Genomic DNA, 20,559 nt, shown 5'->3' with positions numbered 1-20,559 from the left:
GAGAAGGGGCTCCGATCACCCTCGGAACGTCTGTTCGAAATGAAATGCGGTCACTACGGCCCCCGGCCCCGCCGTGCGGGTTCCGCCATTCGGGGTCATCCTGGTAGCCGGGCCACGAAGCCCACAGACCGACCTACCGGGAGGTCCTGTGATTCTGCTCGCGCTTCTGCTACCGGTCGTGATGATGGCCTTCCTCTTCGCCGCCGACGCGCTCGAGGACCTGATCTTCCCGCCTCCGGCGGCCCCGGAGGAGGACGCCTCAGGCGCCGCCGGGGCCACGACCACCTCGCCCTGACAGGGACAGGGCACCCGGCCCGAAGAAGACCAGCAGCAGGAAGCCCCAGCAGAACAGCGCCGGGGACAGCCCGCCGTTCTGGAGCGGGAACAGCCCGTCCTGCTGGTGCTCGGTGAAGTAGGCGAACGCCATGATCCCCGAGCAGAGGAACGCCGCGCCGCGCGTGGCCGCGCCGACGAGGACGAGGGCGCCAGCCACCAGCTCGATCACCCCGGCGTACCAGAACGGCCAGTCGCCCACGGGACTGGCCGGCCGGTCCAGCAGCCCGAAGACCGTCGCGGCGCCCTCACTGGTGAACAGCAGGCCCAGGACGATGCGGAACAGGCCGAGTACCAGGGGCTGCTGCCTGGCCAGCCGGTCGTTCAGGCGGGCGGTGCTCATCGGTGGGCGCTCCCTCGGGTCGTACGGCGTGCGGCCGCGCACGACGCGGCCGTGGGGAGTACGAGACTCCTCCCGTACTCCCTACGTGCGCGCGCGGCGATCGACTCAACGCCGGCCCCGACCGGTGGAACCGTCGGCCGTCAGCCGCCGCTCGTGGTCACCTTCACCTCGTCGACGACCAGCTGCTGCGGGAAGGTGGTCGAGCCGTCGGGGTCGCCCGGCCAGTAGCCGCCGACCGCGAGGTTCAGGATGAGGAAGAACGGCTTGTCGAAGACCCACCGGTTGCCGTTCAGATCGGCCGGCGTACGCGTCTGGTACACGGTGCCGTCGACCGACCAGGTGATCCTGTCCGGGGCCCAGTCCACCGCGAAGGTGTGGAAGTCGTCCGCGAAGGCCTCGCCGTTCGGCAGGGTGTAACCCGCGCCGATGCCGCCCGAGCCGGAGTAGCCGGGGCCGTGGATGGTGCCGTGGACGGTGGAGGGCTCGAAGCCGACGTTCTCCATGATGTCGATCTCGCCCGAGTTGGGCCAGCCAACCTCGCCGATGTCCTGGCCCAGCATCCAGAACGCGGGCCAGATGCCCTGTCCACGCGGGATCTTCATGCGGGCCTCGACGTGCCCGTAGGTGGCGGTGAACTTGCCGGAGGTGTTGAGCCGTGCGGAGGTGTACTCGCACGAGCCGTACCAGCACTGGTAGTTGCCCGGGTTCTCGCGGCGGGCCTCGATCACCAGGTTCCCCTGGCCGTCGAGCTTCGCGTTGTCGGTGCCGGGCGTGTAGTACTGCCGCTCGTGGTTGTTGACGTTGTCCCCGGTCTCCAGCTGCCACTTGGCGGAGTCGACGCCGGACCCGGCGGGTCCGTCGAAGGTGTCGGAGAACGTCACGACCGCGGCCGTCTCCGCCGGGCGGTCCGCGTGCGCGGGCGCGACCGCGGCGGCGGCCACCAGACCGACCGACAGGGTGGTGAGCAGGCAACTGCGGATCAAGCGTGGGGAGTTCATGTCTCTCCCTTCGTGGGCCCGCTCCCACGACGCGGGAGCGGGCACTCGGGTGGGGGGAAGGTGGTGCGGGGTGGACTGTCCGGGCGTGGGTGGGGCCGGCCGGTCAGTCGAAGGACTCCAGGGTGATCGCCGCGTCCTTGGGGGCGCCGTCGTGCACCAGCGACTCGTGGGCCCCGACATCGTCGAACGCGAAGGCGTACGCCTTCCCGTCCTGCATCTGCGCGTGGATGAGGCGGGCGTAGTGGTTGGTGACGCCGTCCTGGTAGAAGCCCGACGCGTCGGCGTCCGGCTGCTCGGAGTTGGTCAGCAGCGTCGACCGGTTGTACGCCGCGCACAGGGTCCGCGAGATGGGCCCGCGCACCTGGTCGTTGGGTGCGTCGAGCTTGTTGTAGCAGCCGAAGACGGAGTCCGAGTCCGGCTTCTCGAAGGAGGTCACCACGGCGCCGGAGCCGTCGGTGAAGTCCATCCGGTCCCCGTTGACCTTGCCGAAGAACTTCGTGTCCGGCCGGTCCTTGAACGGCGTGACCGTCAGCGTGTCGGTGGCGTACTTGCTCCAGACACGGTCGATGTAGTCGTCCAGCACACCGGCGGGCAGGTCGCCGGAGCCGACGCCGTGCCCGGGGGCCAGTACGCGCAGCGGCGTTCCGTCGGCGCGGTTCTGGACCAGCCCCTCCCAGCCGCCGCCCTGCTGGGTGAGTCCGTCGGCGACGGCCTTGTAGCCGCCCGGCTTCAGCGAACCGGTGCGCTTCGTGGACCCGTCGCCCGCGGTGAGGCCGACGGAGTAGGGGGCCGAGAACATGTCCACCTGGGTGGAGTTGATCCACAGACCGGAGTCGTTGAGCGTGTACTCCGTCCAGTTGAACAGGGTGTCATGGTTGGGATCGTCGGCGTTCTGCACGGCGGGCTGGACGAGCCCGCCGTCGGCGAGCCGGAAGTCCAGCTTCTGGCCGTAGGAGAAGTAGACGCGGCCCGAGAACTTCGGAAGTCGAACGGTCTTTGACCCGCCGTTTGCCGGGCCGGCGAAGGACGCGTCGGGGGCCGGGACCGGCGGGGCGCCACCGGCCGGCCAGGCGTGGAAGGTTCCGCTCTCGTCGGCGTAGCCCTGCTTGCCGGAGGCCAGTTCGGTGCCGATCACGTATACGTGGACCTGTTCGCCGCTGCCCGAGTCGTTCTTCAGGGTGAGCGGGATCGTGTCCGGCACGGCCGAGGCCGGTTCGGCCGGCCCTGTGACGACGGCGACGGCGCCGAGGGACGCCGCGACGGCCAGGGACGCCGTCAGCTTGCGTGGGGAAAGCACACGGTCCTCCTTGGTGTGGGGGGACTTGCAACGTTGTAGCGCTTCCCTGTACATGTCAACAAGGTGAACGAAATGAATCGGAAGATGGCGCTCCAGCTTCGGAGGGTGAAGCGGAACCCGACCCGGCGGCCCGCACTCCTTCAGGGGGTCAGGGACCAGCGCGGCGTCACGCCGGTGAGCCGGCAGACGAGGAAGTACAGCGGTATGGGCGCGGTGTACGGCGAGTCGCCGTCGGGTCCGTGGACCATGCGCGGACCCGACGGCCGGGTCTCCGCGCGCGCCCGGGTCCAGGAAGGGTCGCCGCTCACGTAGAGGGCGCCGCGCGGCCACGCGACCCCGATGTCGGAGCCCGACGGGACGATCCACCACCAGCGCCCCTGGTCGGCGAAGACGCAGCCCGCGCGGGGCAGACAGGCCAGGATGCGCTCGCCGTGGTCCGGCGAGGTGCCCACCGCGTCGTGCCCGAGACCGGTGCGCAGTCCGGCGGGCAGGGACAGCGGGGCGAGGGCCGTGGACGGACGTGGATCACGAGTGTGCTGCAGGTCCATGGGGGGTGTCCTTTGGCCGGGCGGGGGAGCGCGGTCTGCCGACGCGCACAACCGGCGGATCACCAGGAGAACGTTGTCATGCGAGACCGACCCGGACGTGAAGAAAGGGGGCGGTGGAACCACTGTGTCATCCGTCAGCAACCGTACGCAACCGGCAAGTTGAAAATTGCAGTTGAGTGGATGCATGCTCCTCGGACGGGGACGCCCGCCGTGGCAGACTGCGCACCCGAGGCCGGGCGCGCAGCCGCGAAGAAGGAGATGGTGTGACCTCGGAGACCGATTGGGGCGGTGCCCCCTCCGTGCTGCGCATGATCCTCGGCAGACAGCTGGAGGAGTTGCGCACCCGGGCCGGTCTGTCCTTCGAACAGGCCGCCGAGTCGATCGGGGTGAGCCACTCCACGATCCGGCGCATGGAGGCCGCGAAGGTGGCCCGCCTGCGGCTGCCGGACGTGGAGAAGCTGCTCCAGTACTACGGCGTCCGCGACCAGCAGGAGATCGACACCTTCCTGAAGTCGGCCCGCGAGGCGAACAAACGGGGGTGGTGGCACACCTACCGCGACGTCATGCCGGACTGGTTCGCCGCCTACCTCAGCCTGGAACAGGCGGCCCTGCACATCCGCGCCTACGAGCCCGAGTTCGTGCACGGACTGCTCCAGACCCCGGCCTACGCGCGGGCCCTGCTGAGCGCGGGCAATCCGCACGCCTCCTCCGTCGCCACCGAGCGCCGGGTCGCCCTGCGCATGCGGCGCCAGGAGATCCTCACCCGCCCCGAGCCGCCCCGGCTGTGGGTCGTCATGGACGAAACGGTCCTGCGCTGGCCCGTCGGCGGCGCCGAGGTGATGCGGGAGCAGGTGGACCACCTGATCGAGGTGGGCCGGCTGCCCAACGTCACGCTCCAGATCATGCCGTTCGCCGGGGGCCCGCACCCCGCGATGCGGGCAGGCGCGTTCCACGTCTTCCGCTTCCGGGCTCCCGAACTCCCCGACATCGTCTACCTCAGCGGACTCGTGGGCGCCGTCTACCTGGACAAGGGCGACGACGTGGTGGTCTACCGCGAGGCGCTGGACCGCCTGGGCGCCCAGGCCGTACCGGCCCGAAGCACCGAGGAACTCCTCGGCGCGCTACGCAAGGAGCTCTGAATGGACCACCACCCACAGCACTCCGCCGGCTCCGGGACACCGTCCCCGGAACCGGGACCCCACGAGTGGGTCAAGCCGTGGAGCGACGACGTGGGCGGCGCCTGCGTCGAGGTGCGGCGGCTGGGCGACGGACGGATCGCGCTGCGTCAGTCCTCGGACCCGGACGGCCCGGCGCTCGTCTTCACGCCCCACGAGATGACGCGTTTCCTGGACGGTGTGAAGGCGGGACAGGCCGACTTCCTCTACTGAACGGGCCGGTTGCCGTAGGTTCCACCGAGAGATCACTGGTACCGCACGACTTGACGGAGAGGGGCGAACGTTGTCCGACAGCGGATGGCCGGCCGACCGGATCGACACCGAGCACGCGCACTCGGCCCGGATCTACGACTACATCCTGGGAGGCAAGGACTACTACCCGGCCGACCGGGAGGCGGGCGACGCGATGGCCGCGGAGTGGCCCGCGCTGCCCGTGCACATGCGCGCCAACCGGGACTGGATGAACCGCGCGGTGCGCTGGCTGGCGGAGGAGGCGGGCATACGCCAGTTCCTCGACATCGGCACCGGCATCCCGACCTCACCCAACCTGCACGAGATCGCGCAGTCGGTGGCGCCCGAGTCGCGCGTGGTCTACGTGGACAACGACCCGATCGTCCTCACCCTGTCCCAGGGGCTGCTGTCCAGCACGCCCGAGGGCCGGACGACGTACATCGAGGCGGACTTCCAGCATCCGGAGGACGTCCTCGAATCCGCCGAGTTCCGCAAGACGCTGGACCTGGGCAGGCCGGTCGCGCTCACCGTGATCGCGATCGTGCACTTCGTCCTCGACGAGGACGACGCGGTCGGTATCGTCCGCCGCCTCCTGGAGCCCCTGCCGTCGGGCAGCTACCTGGCGATGACCATCGGCACCGCCGAGTTCGCCCCGGACGAGGTCGGCCGGGTCGCGCGGGAGTACGCGGCCCGCGACATGCCGATGCGGCTGCGCACCCTCGACGAGGCGCACGAGTTCTTCGACGGCCTGGACCTGGTCGAACCCGGCATCGTCCAGGTGCACAAGTGGCACCCGGACGGCGCGGGGGAGCAGGGCATCCGCGACGAGGACATCGCGATGTACGGCGCGGTGGCCCGCAAGCCGTAACGGCGCGCGGCAGCGGGCGGGACCGGAGGCCCTGGGCGTCAGATCACGCGGAAGAGGTCGGCGGCGGCGTGCACGTCGGTGAAGTCCTCGACCGAGCGGAGGTTGTCGCACAGGGCCTCCAGGACCGACCCGGCCTCGGCGACCCGCGGGGTGCCGATGGCGACCCCGAAGACCCGGAAGCCCAGCAGGCGCTTGGCGTCGTTCCAGTCCCGCATCCACTCCTCGGTGACGCCGCAGTCGTCGTCGGTGAGCATCACGATGTCCCCGCGCCTGCGGGCGGCGTCGTCGAACTCCTCCCTCAGCAGCTCGCCCGCCGCCGACAGGGGCCGCTGGTAGCTGGTGCCGCCGCCGAGGAAGGTCTCCGCGAAGTCGAGGGTCCGGCCGAGGTCGGCGGGCCCGTCGGCGGGGAAGCGGAAGACCTGGAGTCGGTCGGCGGCGGAGAAGAGGATGCCGACGAAGTCGCGCCCCGCCCGGCGGGCCTGGTCCAGCAGCGCCAGGGCGCACGCCTTCGCCCACGCCTCCCGGGTGATGCCGCCGGGCCCGGCCTCGTACATGGAGTGCGAGGTGTCCACGCACGCGATGACCGCGCCCCGGCCGGTGGCCTGTTCGCCCTGGCTGTCGTAGAGCATCAGCTCCCCGGCGGCGTAGCGCGCGGCGAACACCGCACGCAGTTCCGCCAGGCCGAGATGGGCCAGTTCGGAGGGGATGACGCGGGAGAGGTCGTCGCCGAGCGTGACACCGATCAGCTCGCCGGTGGCGTTCTCCACCTTGCGGGCGCGCTCGCCCTCGGCCATCTGCCGGAAACGGCCGATCAGCTCGGCCCACCGCGCGAGCCGACTGGTGCGCAGCCGCTCGGCGAGCCGGGCGCGCCGCTCGAAGGGCATCCGCTCCAGCTCGCCGGAACCGACGCCCCAGGCCCGCATCAGCGCGGCCTCCTCCCGGGCGGCCGCCACGGCCTTCGCCACCCCGCTGCGCGCGGCGGCGGGCATCCCGGGCAGGGGCGCCGCGAGCGCCTGACGAGCCTCCTGGGCGGCCTGCCGGGCGTGGGCCCGAGCGCTCTCCATCGCCCGTTGTACGGCGTCGGCGGCCGGACCCGGCACGGTGCCGTCCTCGTCGGCCTCCTCGGCGGCCTGCCGGAGCGCCTCGGCGACGGCGGTGGCCGCGTCCTCGGCGTCCCCGCGGGCCCGACCCGCCCGCTCCGCGCGCTCCTGGGCGTCCCCGGAGTCGTCCAGCATCCGGCGCAGCGCACCGGCCTGGGCGAGTACGGCCATGGCGGCGGCGTACGGGTCGCCGGCCGTCTCGCGGTGCAGTTCGGCGAAGTGCGGCGACTCCAGCAGGGCCCCGACGACACGGTGGTTGACCAGCCGGGTGGGGTCCATCTCGCCGGGTTCGCGCAGTCGGGGGCCGACTCGGTAGGCGGCCAGGAACGCGTCGGTCAGCAGGTCGGTGGCGTGCGTGTGGCGCTCGCCCAGTTCCGCGGCCAGGTCGCGCAGCGCGGGCGACTGCTCGTAGGTGTCGCGCCAGGCGATCCGGTCGAAACGGTCGGCGACCACGGCCGTGGTGTGGCGTGCGGGAGCGGTGGCCGACCCGGCCAGCCATGGCGCGGCCCGGGCCGCCAGACCCTCCAGCCGGGTCGGGATCTCGTCCATGGTCCTGTTCGCCCTCGTGTTCAGAGCCGGGACTGCACCGTGCTCGCGTCCACGCCGAGGGCCTCGGTGAGTACCCGGGCGCGGACGGCGCGCTGGCGGCCGGTGACCCGGTCGATGGCGGCGGTGGAGCGGCCGGCCACCACCGCCTCCTCCCGCAGTTTCTCCAGCCGGGTCCCGGCGGTGGCGAGCTGGTTGTGGGCCTTCTTGATGACCCACTCGCTCAGCGCCTCGCGGGACTGCCCGGCCATGGCGTCGAGCTGGGTCTCCAGTTCGTCGATGGTGTCGGCGAGGTCCAGGGCCTCGCGGGCGTCGGGGTTCACCAGGTGCAGCACCTCGCGTTCGACCGTCGGGCGTTCGGCGGGGGAGTGCCACAGCACATGGGTCAGCACCGACAGGTCGCTCTCGGCGACCGCGGCGCGGCCGTCGAGGAAGGCGGAGGCCTGGAGCAGGCCCACCGCCTGCCGCCAGCGCCGGTCGGAGGCGACCAGTTCCTTGCGGCGCAGGGCCGCGCGCAGCGTGCACAGCGCGTCCACTATCGCGTCGGGGACGTCGACGGCCGGGACGGCCCCGGTCACGGCGTGCTGCAGCGCGGCCAGCTCCACCGTGGTCCGCGGCGATGGGGCCGGGCGGCCGACGGCGGAGCGGACCAGCGCGGCGAAGTTCGAGGGGTCCTCCAGGTACGAGACCTCGATCCGCACCAGAAGCCGGTCGTAGATGGCGGCCGAGTCCTCTCCGGTGGGCAGCTCGTTGCTCGCCGTGATGGCCCCGATGAGGGGGCAGCGAACGGGTTCCCCGCCGCTCTCGGGGTGGTAGATCCGTTCGTTGAGGTAGCCCAGCGTCTCGTTCAGCGCCGCCGTGGAGCACTTGAAGATCTCGTCGATGAACGCGACGTGCGCGGTCGTGGCGCGGCCCTCGTAGACCTGGCGGTACTCGCCCCGGGACAGCGCGGCGACGTCGATCGGGCCGAACATCCTCGTCGGCGCCGTGAACTTCGACAGCAGGATCTCCCAGTAGGACGCCCCGTCGATCCTGCCCGTGAGTTCCCGGGCCAGCTCGGACTTCGCCGTCCCGGGCGGGCCCAGTATGAGGGAGTGCCGGCCCGCCAGCAGTGTCACCAGCAGGGTCCGCACCACGTCGGCCCGTTCGTAGAAGCGGTCCGACAACTCCTCGCCGATCGCGCGGAGTCGCCGGGCGGTGTCCTGTGCGGTGTCGTCCTGCGCGGTGGGCGCGGCCGGATGGTCCCGCGCGTCCTGTGGGCCCATCGCCGACTCCTTGCCTGTCACGTCCGGGGGCTGGCAGGTCGGAGCCTATCCCGCGTGTGCGCCGGGTGATCAGGACGCCTGCGACGCGGACGGCTTCACGTCAACGGGCGCTGTGGGCGCCCTTCTTCACCGCCGGTCGGCCAGGTGCGCAGCAGGGAGTCCAGCGCGTTGAGGATCTCCGTCCAGCTCTCCTGCGCGTCGGGTGCGCTGTGGCTGAACCCCCCGGCCGTCTCCAGGCCGACGTATCCGCTGAAGACGCTGCCCAGCAGGCGCACGGCGTGCGTCTGCTGCGGTTCGGCCAGGTCGTATCCGCGCAGGATGGCCCGCGACATCTGGGCGTGCCGCGCACCGGCACTGGACGCCGCCGCCTCGGGGTCGAGGCGGAACTGCGCGGCGGCGAAACGGCCCGGGTGCCGACGGGCGTAGTCGCGGTAGGCGTTGGCGAAGGCGGTCAGCGCGTCCTTGCCGGCCCGGCCGGCCACCGCCTCGGAGACCAGGTCGGCCAGCTCTTCGAGAGCGAACAGCGCGATGCCGGTCTTGAGTTCGTGGGCGTTCTTCACGTGCGAGTAGAGGCTCGCCGTGCGGACCCCGAACCGGCGGGCCAGCTCCGTGGGTGTGGTGTGCTCGAACCCGATCTCGTCGGCCAGCTCGGCCCCCGCCCTGAACAGGGTCTCCGTCGTCAGTCCTGCCCGCGCCACACTCGTCCTCCACGTCACCTGCCGAGCACCGTAGAAGATTATGTGTGTGCCTAACATGATTAGGCAACCTGGGGGGTCAGTGGTGCGTCGCCGCCGCCCAGCGGGTCTCCCGGTACTCTCGCGCCCCGGCCATCAGCGCGCTGAGCGCGTCCCGGGTGCTCATGAGCTCCGCGATGTGCTCGGACAGCCGGTCGCGCTCCTGCGCCATGCGCTCCAGGGCGGCGTCGGAGTTGTCCTCGCTGGGCGAGTCGACGCACGGCAGCAGTTCGGCGATGGTGCGGCTGGACAGTCCCGCCGCATAGAGCCGCTGGAGGAACCTGACCCGCTCGACCTCATGGTCCGTGTAGTGGCGCTGGCCGCTCGCGCTGCGGGTGCTGGCCAGCAGCCCCTGGTCCTCGTAGTAGCGGACGGACCGGACGCTGACCCCGGCCCGTGACGCCAGCTCCCCGATGCGCATGCCGTACTCCCCACTGCTCGCTGTGATCCGGGACACAGACCCTTGCCTCTGACGTCAGTGTCAGGTTTTAGCGTAGCCGCCGAGCCCGACATCCGGGCCCCGCGCGACCAAGGAGTTCCGACGTGACGTCCCTCTTCGACAGCTACCCGCTCGGTGAACTGACCTTGCCCAACCGGATGGTGATGGCCCCGATGACGCGCGTCCGTGCCGCGGCGGGCGGGCTGGCCACGCCGTCGATGGCGACGTACTACGCCCAGCGCGCCTCGGCCGGACTGATCGTCTCCGAAGGCGTGCAGCCGAGCCTCGTCGGACAGTCCAACCCCGGTACGCCCGGGCTGTACACCGACGAACAGGTGGCCGCCTGGCGCCCGGTGACCGGCGCCCTGCACGCCAACGGCGGACGGATCTTCGCCCAGATCATGCACGGGGGACGCGTCTCGCACCCGGACACCACGGGCATGCGGCCCGTCGGACCCTCGGCCGTCCCCGCCGTCGGAAAGGTGTTCACCCCGACCGGCCCCCAGACGGCGCCGACTCCGCGCGCCCTGGAGACCGCAGAGGTGCCCGAACACGCCCTCTCCTACGCCGCTGCCGCCCGCCGTGCGGTCGACGCCGGCTTCGACGGGGTCGAACTGCACGGCGCCAACGGCTACCTCATCTCGCAGTTCCTCTCCTCCAACGCGAACCTGCGCACCGACCGCTACGGCGGCCCGGTGGCCAACCGGATCCGCTTCGCCGTCGAGGCGGTGTCCGCGACCGCCGAGGCCGTGGGCGCCCACCGGACGGGCATCCGCCTCTCCCCGGCCGGGACCTTCTGGGGCGTCGAGGAGACCGACGTCCCCGAGCTGTACGCCGAGCTGCTGACCGAACTGGCGCGCCTCGGCCTCGCCTACGTCCACGTCGAGGCCACCGCAGAGGAGGAGGTGCTGGTCGGTCTGCGCCGCGCCTGGCCGGGCACGCTCATCATGAACCCGGTGCTGCCGATGGGGCCGAAGCAGGCCGGGCGGGACGAGGCCGACCACTGGCTCGGGCTCGGCGCGGACCTCATCAGCTTCGGCCGCGGGTTCATCGCCAACCCCGACCTGGTCGAGCGGCTGCGCACCGGGCTCCCGGTCGCCCCGGTGGACGAGGACACGTACTACCAGGGCGGCGACGCCGGTTACCTGACCTACTCGGCCTACCAGCACACCGCCTGACAACCGCTCGGACGCCGGTGTGTGATGTGAATCACGCACCGGCGCGCGGTTGCCAGGCGGGGAAGTTTCGTATCCCTCTCATGACGGCGGGGCTGCGAATGCGAGGATGAGCCGCCATGACTGCTGGGTGGTGCTGCCGCACGACGCGGGCCGCGGTGTTCGCGGCCGTCTGCGTGCTGCTCGCCACCCTCGGGCACGTCCTGATGTCGGACACCTCCGTGCCCTGGTGGGCCCTCGTCGCCGCGGTCACCGTGACCGGCGGCGCGGGATGGTGCCTGGCCGGCCGGGAGCGCGGGGTCCTCCTCGTCTCGTCCGTCGTGGTGGTCGCCCAGACGGCACTGCACGAGTGGTTCTCCTACGCCCAGCGGCTCACGGCGCCGCCCGCGTCCCCGATGCCCATGGGCGGCGGCGCGTCCACCCCCGATCACACGGCCGGCATGGCCCACCTGGGCCATGCCATGCATCCCGCCGCGCACGGCGGCTCCACCGCGGGGCCGGCGGGCGCCATGGACTCGATGACGGGCTTCGGCCCGGTCATGGAGGCGATGTCCTCGTCGGGCATGCTCGCCGCCCACCTGCTGGCCGCGCTGCTGAGCGGCCTGTGGCTGGCGTACGGCGAGCGCGCGGTCTTCCGCATCCTGCGGGCCGTCGCCGGATGGCTGGCCGCCCCGCTGCGCCTGGTCCTCACGCTCCCGGTGCCACCGCACCGGCCGCGTCCCGTCCCGCGCCGCGGCCACGCGGCCCACCGGCCGCCACGGCTGTTCCTCGTTCACGCGATCACTTCTCGGGGTCCGCCCGCGGGCACCGCTGTCGTCTGAGACAGCCGGTCCCCCGACCGCGTCCGGCGTTCCACGCCGGGCCGGGCCGGGCGCCGGACGTACACCGCCCCGCGGGTACGTCCGCCACTCCCACCCCGTCACCGGGCCCCGCCGCGCACTCCGCGCCGCCGGGTCCGGAATCCGGGCATCCGCGCACGCGGTGACCGCATGCCGCGCGTCGTGTGCCGGAGACCCGGACTCACGAGAAGGACAGCATGTGATCAGTCCTGCCCCCTCCGCCGTCCATGACCGGGCGGCACGTGCCGCGAGAGCACGTCAGGAGCGGACGTCCGCCGACGAGTCGGCGACGCTCTGGGCGCTGGCCGCCCGCGGCGGCGATCCGCGGGCCGTGGAGAACCTCGTCCGCGCCCTCCAGCGGGACGTCCGCCGCTTCGTCACCCACCTCGGCGCCGACCCCCAGTCCGCCGACGACCTGGCCCAGGACACCTTCCTGCGGGCGCTCGGCAGCCTGCACCGCTTCGAGGGCCGCTCCTCCGCCCGTACCTGGCTGCTGGCCATCGCCCGCCGCGCGGTGATCGACAGCTACCGGCACGCGTCCGCCCGGCCCCGGCTGCTGGCCACCGACGACTGGGAGACCGCCGCCGAGTGTGCCCAGGAACACGGTCTGCCGGGATTCGACGACGGCATCGCCCTCGCCGAACTGCTGGACGCGCTGCCGCACGACCGGCGCGAGGCCTTCGTCCTGACCCAACTCGTCGGTGTCTCCTACGCGGAGGCAGCCGAACTCACCGGCTGCCCGGTCGGCACGGTCCGCTCCCGGGTGGCCCGCGCCCGCGAGGCGCTGATCCGGTCCCTCGGCGAGGCCGAGCGCACCGGGCCGCCGGACGCACAACGGGCGATCAGGTCCCGCACAGCCTGCCGTTAGCATGTTCGAACTCGTGACATCGCCATGAGTGAGCCGTTTGTCCGCCCCCTAGCAATCAGGCCGAATAATTGAAAACCATACCGACACGAATATCCGCGCGAACGACGCTCTGGGCCGCGGCGGGTGTGGCGACCCTCGGGTTCCTCATCGCGCTGGAGTTCGCCGCGCGCCACTACGGCGAGCCGGGACCGATCACCCAGCAGGCCCGCGAGGTGGTCTTCGCCCCGGATTCCGGGCCGCTGCTGTACGCGGGGCTCGCGCTGACGATGGTGGTGCTCACCTGGCGGCAGCGGTTCGTCGCGGCCGGTGTGGCGATCGGCGTCGACCTCGTGCTGTGGCCGGTGCGCTGGGCGGTCGGCGCGGACATGAACTTCGGCAACGGCGCCCTGTGGGTGGTCCTGGGCTGCGCGGTCGTCGCCGTCACGCGTCGTACCGGCCGGGAACGAGCGCTGCTGCTGAAGGGTGTCGGGCTGGGCCTGCTGCTGGTGGCCGGGCACAAGACGGGGGACACCTGGCTGCTCATCACGTCGGAGACCCGCCCGACGGTGCTCGACCCCTATCTGGCGACCGCCGACCACGCGCTGGGCGATCCCTCCTGGCTGGTCGGCCGGCTGGTGGAGGCCACCTCGCCGGTCGGCGACGGCATCCTGCACGTCGTCTACGGCCAGCTCCCGCTGGCGGCGGCCCTGGTCGGCCTCTACCAACTGCGCCACGTGGCGGTCGAGCGCCGCTTCCCGAGCCACCATCTCGTCCGCACCTTCCTCGTCATCGGCCTGCTCGGGCCCGCCGTCTACATGCTCTTCCCGGTCGTCGGGCCCGTGTACGCCTACGGAGCCGAGGGCGGGCAGTGGGCGGTGGCCAACCTGTGGCCGGACACCCTGCCGTCGATCGGTGCCCCGCACGCGGTGCCGTTCGACGAGATCACCCCGCGCAACTGCATGCCCAGTCTGCACACGGCGTGGGCGACGACGCTCTTCGTCCACTCGCGCAAGGGATCGCGCCCGATGCGGTACGCCGGGACCTTCTGGCTGGTGGCCACCCTGACCGCGACGCTGGGCTTCGGCTACCACTACGGCGTGGACCTCATCGCCGGCGTGGTGTTCGCGCTCACGGTCGAGGCGGCGATGCGCGCGTTCGCCCGCGGCTGGGACCGGTCGGCCGTCCGGCTGGTCGCCCACGGAGCGACGGTGTTCGCGGTGCTGCTGGTCTCGTACCGCTGGCTCCCGGAGGAGATGGCCGCGTACCCGTGGGTGGCCGGACCGCTCCTCCTCCTCGCGATGGCCTCGGTGGTGTTCGGGTATCTGCGGACCACCAAGGCGTGGGAGCCGCAGCCCGAGCCGGCGCGGCAACCGGAGCCGCCGAGGCCGGCTGAGCCGCAGCCCGAACTCGTCTGAGGCGGTGCGGCCCCCTGGAGAGCCCAACGGGCCTGCGGAGTAAGGCTGTTCACGAAAGCGGTGCGGCGCTCTGGTCGTCGGACACCCGCTGGGCTACCGTCGGTAACACCCTGTCGGCGCAGGAGTGACTCCCGTGTCCCTCCGCCCCTCCGTACACCGTCGGAAGGCAGCCCATGCAGAACACGCCGCTACCTGCCGGGATCACTCGCCGCAACGCCCTGACCGTGACCGGGGGAGTGCTCGCGGCGGCGACACTGGCCCAGGCGATGCCCGCCTTCGCGGCCGAGGAGCAGGCGGCGGACGCGATCGTGGTCGGACACGGTCTCGCCGGGCTGGTGGCCACGGCCGAACTCGCCGCGGCGGGCCGCAAGGTGCTGCTCCTCGACCAGGAACCCGAGGCGAGCCTGGGCGGGCAGGCGTTCTGGTCGTTCGGCGGTCTCTTCTTCGTGGACTCCGCCGAACAGCGCCTGATGGGCATCAAGGACTCGCGCGAACTGGCCTGGCAGGACTGGCTCGGCACAGCCGGCTTCGACCGGGGCGTCGCCGACCCCTCCGGCCAGGACCACTGGGCGTACCAGTGGGCCGAGGCGTACGTGGACTTCGCCGCCGGCGAGAAGCGGTCCTGGCTCGCCGGGCTCGGCGTGCAGTGGTTCCCGATCGTCGGCTGGGCCGAGCGCGGCGGCGGTCTCGCGGACGGACACGGCAACTCGGTACCGCGCTTCCACGTCACCTGGGGGACCGGCCCCGCGGTCGTCGAACCGTTCGAGAAGAAGGTGCGGGCGGCGCGCGCCGACGGCAGGGTCACCTTCAAGTTCCGGCACCGGGTCGACGGCCTCGTGACGACCGGCGGCGCCGTCACCGGAGTACGCGGCGCCATCCTCGAACCGAGCACGGCACAGCGCGGCAGACCCAGCTCCCGCACCGTGGTCGGCGAGTTCGAACTGCGCGCCCCGGTCGTCGTGGTGACCTCAGGCGGCATCGGCGCGAACCACGATCTCGTCCGGCGGAACTGGCCGGCCCGGCTCGGCACCCCGCCCAAGTCCATGATCACCGGTGTGCCCGCGCACGTGGACGGCCGCATGCTGGCGATCACCGAGGAGGCGGGCGGCCGGATCGTGAACCCGGACCGCATGTGGCACTACACCGAGGGCCTCAGAAACTACGACCCGATCTGGCCCGGCCACGGCATCCGCATCCTGCCCGGACCGTCTTCCATGTGGTTCGACGCCACCGGCAAGCGCTTCGGCACGCCCGACATCCCCGGCTACGACACCCTGCACACCCTGAAGTCCATCACCGACACCGGCTACGACTACTCGTGGTTCGTCACCACGCAGAAGATCATCGCCAAGGAGTTCGCGCTCTCCGGCTCCGAGCAGAACCCGGACCTCACGGAGAAGAACGTCTGGAAGCTCCTCTCCCGCATCTGGCAGACGCCGGAGCCGATCGAGAAGTTCAAGAAGAACGGCGTGGACTTCGTCGTCGCGACGACCCTGTCCGAGCTGGTCCGCGGCATGAACAAGCTGACCGGCGACAACCTGATCGCGCTGGACGGCCTCCAACGCCAGATCGAGGCCCGCGACCGCGAGATCGACAACCCGTACACCAAGGACGTCCAGGTCATGGGCATCCGCAACGCGCTGGCCTACCCCGGGGACACGCTCAGCCGGACCGCCTCGGTCCACCGGATCCTGGACCCCGGCGCGGGCCCGCTGATCGCGGTCCGTCTCAACATCCTCACCCGCAAGACCCTCGGCGGCCTCCAGACCGACCTCTCCGGCCGGGTCCTGAACGCCTCGGGCGACCCGGTGCCGGGCCTGTACGCCGCCGGAGAGGTGGCGGGCTTCGGGGGTGGCGGCGTGCACGGCTACCGGTCGCTGGAGGGCACCTTCCTCGGCGGCTGCCTGTTCTCCGGCCGCGAGGCCGGACGCGCCGCGGCCGCCGCGACGGCGACCTGAGGGACGGCCGCGCCTCGCTAGGTGAGGCGCATCAGCCCGAGGTCCTCGCCCCACGCGTCCAGCACCGCCGCGTGGCCGGCCGCGCGCACCGCGGGCTCCACCCGGCCGAACAGTTCCCGCTGTACGTCCGCGTCACCGGTCTCCGCGACGCGCGCGAGCGCGGACAGCAGCGTTCGCGTGTCCCATCCCGGGAGCGGGAAGTGCTCCAGTTCCCACGCCAGGTACTTGTTGTAGGGACGCGGACGACGGTCGAGGGCGAACAGCAGCTCCAGCAGGAAGCCGACGCTGTCACCCGCGTCGAGGCGCGCCGCGAGCGGATGGCCGTCCCGGGCGTTCTTGACCGACCGGTACAGGGAGTTCGCGTAGGCGTCCAGCCACTCGGCCGCCACCCGCGACGCCTCCCCGGCGTCGAGCCGCCCCTTCGCGGCCACCATCTCGCCGATACCCCCGTCGAGCCGGTCGAGCACGACCCGCGCCCGCGCGAGCGCGTAGCGCTCGAAGCCGCCGAGCCGGCGGAACTCCGCGACGGTCACCACGACGAGATCCAGCCCGGCGGAGCGGAATCCGTCGAGACCGGCGAGCCCGGTGTCCGCCGAGTCGGCCAGCACGACGTACAGATCGTGGTCGGAGTGGCGGGTGGCCATGCCGTCGTGGGCGTGGGATCCCTTGAGGACGAGTCCGACCACACCGGGGTCGGCGGTGGCGCGGGCGACGAACGCCGCGTAGGTCATGGGGTGTTGTGCGGACACGGTCCGATCGTCTCCAGACAGCTCTACGGGGGGCATACCGAGCCACCCTCGAAGCCCTGCCGACCCGAGGGCGCCGAATCCGTTCGCGACGGCCGCGACCATCGCCCCGCAGATCAACGCACGCCCGGCACGCTAGCGACCGATCACCACGTCCGGCAACGCGTTTTGCCCGCCGCCGACGTTCCCACCGGCGGCGAGCGCTCGTCAATTCGTGGGCTGGGCCAGGTGGAGGCGTGCGACGATCGTGTCGTGGAGAGCCCTGGTCCCTCGTTCCGTCGGCGTTTGTTGCTTGAGTCGTTGATCATGCTGGCGGCTGACGCCCCCTGCCAGGTTGCCTGGCTGGCCAAGCACGACGTGATGCCGGATGAGATCGCCCTGGACTTCGACCACGCCTTCGGGATGGCCGAGGCACTGGTGGAGGACGGAGAACTCGGTCGCGGTGTCCTTCCTGACCTACGGGAGATCGACGCTGTTCTCAGCCGGATGAGCGGCGCGGAAAACGCTGGTCGATGGACGAGCGACGTGTTGTCCGTCGATGAGGGGTGGATCCGGACTCGGCGGCTGGCCCGCCGGGCGCTCGTTGCCGAATTGGGTGAATGGCAGCAGCCGCTTCCGGAGATCTCTGTCATCCGGTGACGGACTCCGCGCTCGCCGGTCAGGCCACGTTGCTGCCGAACGGCGAGCGGGGTGCGCGCCAGCCGGCGCGCACCCCGTGGTTTGCCGGACCGTCTCCCGGCGTCAGGCCTTTTCCTGCATGGACCGTCGGGCCGGGTTGCCCTGCTCGGCGGCCTTCGGGTCCTTCTCGTCGGCCTTGGCGCGCACACCCTTGGCGATGCGGTCGCCGATGGTCTTGTCGATGTTCGACCAGTACTCGAAGGCCCGCTGGAGGACGGGTTCGCTCACCCCGTTGAGGAGGTGACCGACCACGTTGTCGACCAGGCGGTCACGGGCCGCGTCGTCCATGACCTCGCGGACCAGCGTGCCCGGCTGACCCCAGTCGTCGTCCTCGGCGTGGTCGACGTAGGCGGCGCGGGTGATGGCCCCGTCCGCCTCCCAGCTGGGCGGGGTGCCGAACCGCTCGGTGTCGGCGGCGGGACCGCCCTTGGAGTTCGGCGCGTAGACCGGGTCGCTCGTCTTCCGATAGGCCATCGCCCCGTCCTTGGAGTACGTGTGGACGTCGACGACCGGGGCGTTCACGGGGAGTTGCTGGTAGTTCGCGCCGATCCGGTGGCGGTGGGCGTCGGCGTAGGAGAAGAGCCGGGCCAGCAGCATGCGGTCCGGGCTCGGGCCGATGCCGGGGACCAGGTTGTTGGGCTGGAAGGCGGCCTGCTCGATCTCAGCGTGGTTGTCGGTCGGGTTGCGGTCCAGCGTCATGCGGCCGACCGGGATGAGGGGGTAGTCGCCGTGCGGCCACACCTTCGTCAGGTCGAACGGGTTGAACCGGTAGCCCGGGGCGTCCTCGTACGGCATGACCTGCACGTACAGGGTCCAGCTCGGGAACTCGCCGTCACGGATGTGCTCGAACAGATCCCGCATGTGGTAATCCGTGTCGGCCGCCGCCATCTGGTCGGCCTCGTGCTGCGTGAAGAACTCGATGCCCTGGTCCGTCTTGAAGGTGTACTTCACCCAGAACCGCTCGCCGGCCGCGTTGATCCACATGTAGGTGTGGGAGGTGTAGCCGTTCATGTGGCGCCAGGTCCGGGGAATCCCGCGGTCCCCCATGAGCCAGGTGACCTGGTGCGCGGACTCCGGTGACAGGGTCCAGAAGTCCCACTGCATGTCGTGGTCGCGCAGGTTGTTGTCCGCACGCCGCTTCTGCGACCGGATGAAGTGCTGGAACTTCATCGGGTCCTTGACGAAGAACACCGGCGTGTTGTTGCCGACCATGTCGTAGTTGCCCTGGCTGGTGTAGAACTTCACCGCGAAGCCGCGCGGGTCGCGCCAGGTGTCCGGGCTGCCGCGCTCACCTGCCACGGTGGAGAAGCGGATGACCAGGTCGGTCGTCGTCCCCGGCTGGAAGACGGCCGCCTTGGTGTAGGCGCTCACGTCGTGCGTCACCTCGAAGTGACCGAAGGCGCCGCTGCCCTTGGCGTGCGGCTGGCGTTCGGGGATCCGCTCCCGGTTGAACTGCGCCATCTGCTCGATGAGGTAGGCGTCCTGGAGGAGTACCGGGCCTCCCGGGCCGACGGTGAGCGAGTGTTCGTCGCTTTCCGCCGGTGCGCCGGAGTCCATGGTGGTGGCAGGCGGCTTTTCCGTCATGAGACTGCCTTTCGTCGTGGAGTGGGTGACGCCCAGGCGCCGCGCGGCACGATCGCGGGGGAGGGGTGCCCTGGAGCGGCCACGCCAATCCGGTCCGGGTTCGGCCGGACGGGGGCCTCGCGCATCTCGCGGCACCTCTCGCGGCACCTCTCGCGCCGTTCGCGGAACGACTCCGGCTCCGGGGCCGGGCAGGGGGCACCGCCGCTCCCGCTCCCGTGCCGCGTCCCGGCGCCGGGACGCGCCGCGTGCTCACTCATCCGTCCAGGCCTTCCGGAGTGCCGTCGTCCGTATCAGTCTCCGCCGCCGCCGAGGGCGCGCAAGCGGAGGCGACAGGGCGAACGCGTGCCCACGCTCGGCGTCCTCAATCGCGCGTTTGCGCCCTTTTCGCCCCGGGGCGCGTCCGCGAAGGCGCGACTAGGACACCCGGAGGACCCGGCGGACGGCCCCGCGCAGCCAGTGGTGGGCTCCGTCGGAGGTGTGCCGGGGGTGCCAGGCCATGCCGATGGTCACGGGCGGCAGGGCCAGCGGGATGTCGAGGAGCCGCAGACCCAGGACCGCGGCCTGCTCGGTGAGGGGCGAGGGTGCAGCGCCCGGCGCCGCGGCGGGGACCAGGGCGACGGCGTCACTGCGGGCGGCCAAGGTCATCGCGGCCAGATGGCCGGGCAGGACGACGGCGACCCGGCGGCTCAGCCCGTGCTCGGCGAGGGCGGTGTCGACCGGGCCGGTGAAGCGTCCGCGGCGGCTGACCGCGACATGCTCGGCCGCGGCGAACCGCTGCGGCGTCAAGGGACCGTCGGTGAGCGGGTGGCCGGGCCGGACGGCCGCCGTCATCCGGAGGGTGACCAACTCCTCGACGTGGGTCTCGGGGTCCGCGTGGTCGATGGCCCCCACCTCCAGGTCGATCCGGCCGTCGCGGAGGGCCGGCCCGGCCTCCAGCTCCTCGGCCCGGAACCGCAGCGAGACCCCCGGCGCCTCCTGGCCCGCCCGTTCCAGCAGTCCGGCGGCGAGCGCCGCACCGACCAGGTCGGCGGCCTGAAGCGTGAAGGTGCCGCGCAGGGCGGCGGGGTCCACGCCGGTGGCCGGAGTCAGGAGCGCGCCCACCCGGCGTACCACCGTGGCGGCCTCGTCCCGCAGGGCCAGCGCCCTGGGCGTGGGCACCATGGCCTGGCCGGCCCGGACCAGGAGGGGGTCCTGGAGTACGCGGCGCAGCCGGGCGAGGGTGCGGCTCATGGCGGCGGGGGAGGTGTGCATGCGGGCGGCGGCGCGGGTGACGCTCTGCTCGGCCAGCAGGGCGTCGAGGGCGACGACGAGGTTGGCGTCGATGACCGGCGCGACCGGATCTGTGCTGTTCACCAGGGTTATTCCATTCCGGGCAATGATCCCTTGCTGAAGTTCCCATTGTGGCAACACCCGGCGGCTTCGCAGGATGAGGGCGTACCG

Annotated in this window: 21 protein-coding genes; 10 read left to right on the top strand and 11 right to left on the bottom strand. The window is 71.8% G+C overall.

Going from position 1 to position 20,559, the window contains the following annotated elements; all coding sequences use genetic code 11:
• Positions 1-148 precede the first annotated feature (148 nt).
• Positions 149-295, top strand: coding sequence for a hypothetical protein (locus tag ACFC1X_RS12335; RefSeq protein ID WP_376351764.1), 147 nt, complete (start codon positions 149-151; stop codon positions 293-295).
• Here ACFC1X_RS12335 and ACFC1X_RS12330 read toward each other — a convergent pair.
• From ACFC1X_RS12330 to ACFC1X_RS12315, 4 genes are all read right to left on the bottom strand, one after another.
• Entirely contained in the window at positions 260-676 is a 417-nt protein-coding gene (locus ACFC1X_RS12330) for a DoxX family protein (protein WP_376351761.1), read from the bottom strand. The two genes, ACFC1X_RS12335 and ACFC1X_RS12330, sit on opposite strands and share 36 nt — an antisense overlap.
• Before the next feature lie 140 nt (positions 677-816).
• A complete protein-coding gene (locus ACFC1X_RS12325; RefSeq protein WP_376351759.1) occupies positions 817-1,674 on the bottom strand; it encodes a family 16 glycosylhydrolase in 858 nt (285 codons plus the stop codon).
• Between the two features lie 103 nt (positions 1,675-1,777).
• Entirely contained in the window at positions 1,778-2,971 is a 1,194-nt protein-coding gene (locus tag ACFC1X_RS12320) for a glycoside hydrolase family 64 protein (RefSeq protein WP_376351756.1), read from the bottom strand.
• A 140-nt stretch (positions 2,972-3,111) separates the two neighbouring features.
• Entirely contained in the window at positions 3,112-3,519 is a 408-nt protein-coding gene (locus ACFC1X_RS12315) for a hypothetical protein (protein WP_376351753.1), read from the bottom strand.
• A gap of 263 nt (positions 3,520-3,782) precedes the next feature.
• Here ACFC1X_RS12315 and ACFC1X_RS12310 point away from each other — a divergent pair, with 263 nt between their 5' ends.
• The 3 genes from ACFC1X_RS12310 (at position 3,783) to ACFC1X_RS12300 (ending at position 5,793) form a co-directional block, all read left to right on the top strand.
• Positions 3,783-4,658 carry a helix-turn-helix domain-containing protein gene (locus ACFC1X_RS12310; RefSeq protein WP_376351750.1) on the top strand — a complete coding sequence of 292 codons (876 nt, stop codon included), beginning with the start codon at positions 3,783-3,785 and terminating at the stop codon, positions 4,656-4,658.
• Positions 4,659-4,907 (top strand): DUF397 domain-containing protein, encoded by a 249-nt coding sequence (locus tag ACFC1X_RS12305; protein WP_376351748.1) that lies wholly within the window; start codon positions 4,659-4,661, stop codon positions 4,905-4,907. It abuts the gene before it with no gap.
• Between the two features lie 70 nt (positions 4,908-4,977).
• Positions 4,978-5,793, top strand: coding sequence for an SAM-dependent methyltransferase (locus tag ACFC1X_RS12300; RefSeq protein WP_125491162.1), 816 nt, complete (start codon positions 4,978-4,980; stop codon positions 5,791-5,793).
• Positions 5,794-5,831: 38 nt separating this feature from the next.
• Here the strand turns inward: ACFC1X_RS12300 and ACFC1X_RS12295 are convergent, their stop codons facing one another.
• From ACFC1X_RS12295 to ACFC1X_RS12280, 4 genes are all read right to left on the bottom strand, one after another.
• Positions 5,832-7,442, bottom strand: a complete 1,611-nt coding sequence (locus ACFC1X_RS12295; RefSeq protein ID WP_376351745.1) for a VWA domain-containing protein — start codon at positions 7,440-7,442, stop codon at positions 5,832-5,834.
• Between the two features lie 20 nt (positions 7,443-7,462).
• Entirely contained in the window at positions 7,463-8,704 is a 1,242-nt protein-coding gene (locus ACFC1X_RS12290; RefSeq protein ID WP_376351742.1) for an AAA family ATPase, read from the bottom strand.
• Between the two features lie 95 nt (positions 8,705-8,799).
• Positions 8,800-9,402: a TetR/AcrR family transcriptional regulator gene (locus tag ACFC1X_RS12285; protein WP_376351740.1), complete on the bottom strand. Its 603-nt coding sequence runs from the start codon at positions 9,400-9,402 to the stop codon at positions 8,800-8,802.
• Positions 9,403-9,478: 76 nt separating this feature from the next.
• Positions 9,479-9,859, bottom strand: coding sequence for a MerR family transcriptional regulator (locus ACFC1X_RS12280; protein WP_376351737.1), 381 nt, complete (start codon positions 9,857-9,859; stop codon positions 9,479-9,481).
• 122 nt (positions 9,860-9,981) lie between these two features.
• Here ACFC1X_RS12280 and ACFC1X_RS12275 point away from each other — a divergent pair, with 122 nt between their 5' ends.
• From ACFC1X_RS12275 to ACFC1X_RS12255, 5 genes are all read left to right on the top strand, one after another.
• On the top strand, positions 9,982-11,055 hold the full coding sequence (locus ACFC1X_RS12275) for an alkene reductase (protein WP_376351734.1): 1,074 nt from the start codon (positions 9,982-9,984) through the stop codon (positions 11,053-11,055).
• A gap of 116 nt (positions 11,056-11,171) precedes the next feature.
• Positions 11,172-11,873: a hypothetical protein gene (locus tag ACFC1X_RS12270; RefSeq protein WP_376351732.1), complete on the top strand. Its 702-nt coding sequence runs from the start codon at positions 11,172-11,174 to the stop codon at positions 11,871-11,873.
• 217 nt (positions 11,874-12,090) lie between these two features.
• On the top strand, positions 12,091-12,759 hold the full coding sequence (locus tag ACFC1X_RS12265) for a sigma-70 family RNA polymerase sigma factor (protein WP_376351729.1): 669 nt from the start codon (positions 12,091-12,093) through the stop codon (positions 12,757-12,759).
• A gap of 68 nt (positions 12,760-12,827) precedes the next feature.
• Positions 12,828-14,153, top strand: coding sequence for a phosphatase PAP2 family protein (locus tag ACFC1X_RS12260; RefSeq protein WP_376351726.1), 1,326 nt, complete (start codon positions 12,828-12,830; stop codon positions 14,151-14,153).
• A gap of 173 nt (positions 14,154-14,326) precedes the next feature.
• Positions 14,327-16,111, top strand: coding sequence for an FAD-binding dehydrogenase (locus tag ACFC1X_RS12255; RefSeq protein WP_376351723.1), 1,785 nt, complete (start codon positions 14,327-14,329; stop codon positions 16,109-16,111).
• 17 nt (positions 16,112-16,128) lie between these two features.
• Here the strand turns inward: ACFC1X_RS12255 and ACFC1X_RS12250 are convergent, their stop codons facing one another.
• Positions 16,129-16,860 (bottom strand): hypothetical protein, encoded by a 732-nt coding sequence (locus ACFC1X_RS12250; protein ID WP_376351720.1) that lies wholly within the window; start codon positions 16,858-16,860, stop codon positions 16,129-16,131.
• Between the two features lie 303 nt (positions 16,861-17,163).
• Here ACFC1X_RS12250 and ACFC1X_RS12245 point away from each other — a divergent pair, with 303 nt between their 5' ends.
• Positions 17,164-17,496, top strand: coding sequence for a hypothetical protein (locus tag ACFC1X_RS12245; RefSeq protein WP_376351717.1), 333 nt, complete (start codon positions 17,164-17,166; stop codon positions 17,494-17,496).
• 102 nt (positions 17,497-17,598) lie between these two features.
• Here ACFC1X_RS12245 and ACFC1X_RS12240 read toward each other — a convergent pair whose 3' ends face one another.
• The gene (locus tag ACFC1X_RS12240; RefSeq protein ID WP_376351715.1) at positions 17,599-19,119 is read right to left on the bottom strand and encodes a catalase; all 1,521 of its coding nucleotides are present in this window, start codon (positions 19,117-19,119) and stop codon (positions 17,599-17,601) included.
• Positions 19,120-19,533: 414 nt separating this feature from the next.
• Positions 19,534-20,481: a LysR family transcriptional regulator gene (locus ACFC1X_RS12235; protein ID WP_376352170.1), complete on the bottom strand. Its 948-nt coding sequence runs from the start codon at positions 20,479-20,481 to the stop codon at positions 19,534-19,536.
• Positions 20,482-20,559: the final 78 nt, after the last annotated feature.

Source organism: Streptomyces sp. NPDC056128, assembly GCF_042263835.1.
Lineage (GTDB): Bacteria > Actinomycetota > Actinomycetes > Streptomycetales > Streptomycetaceae > Streptomyces.
This window is presented reverse-complemented; position numbering and strand designations above follow the sequence as displayed.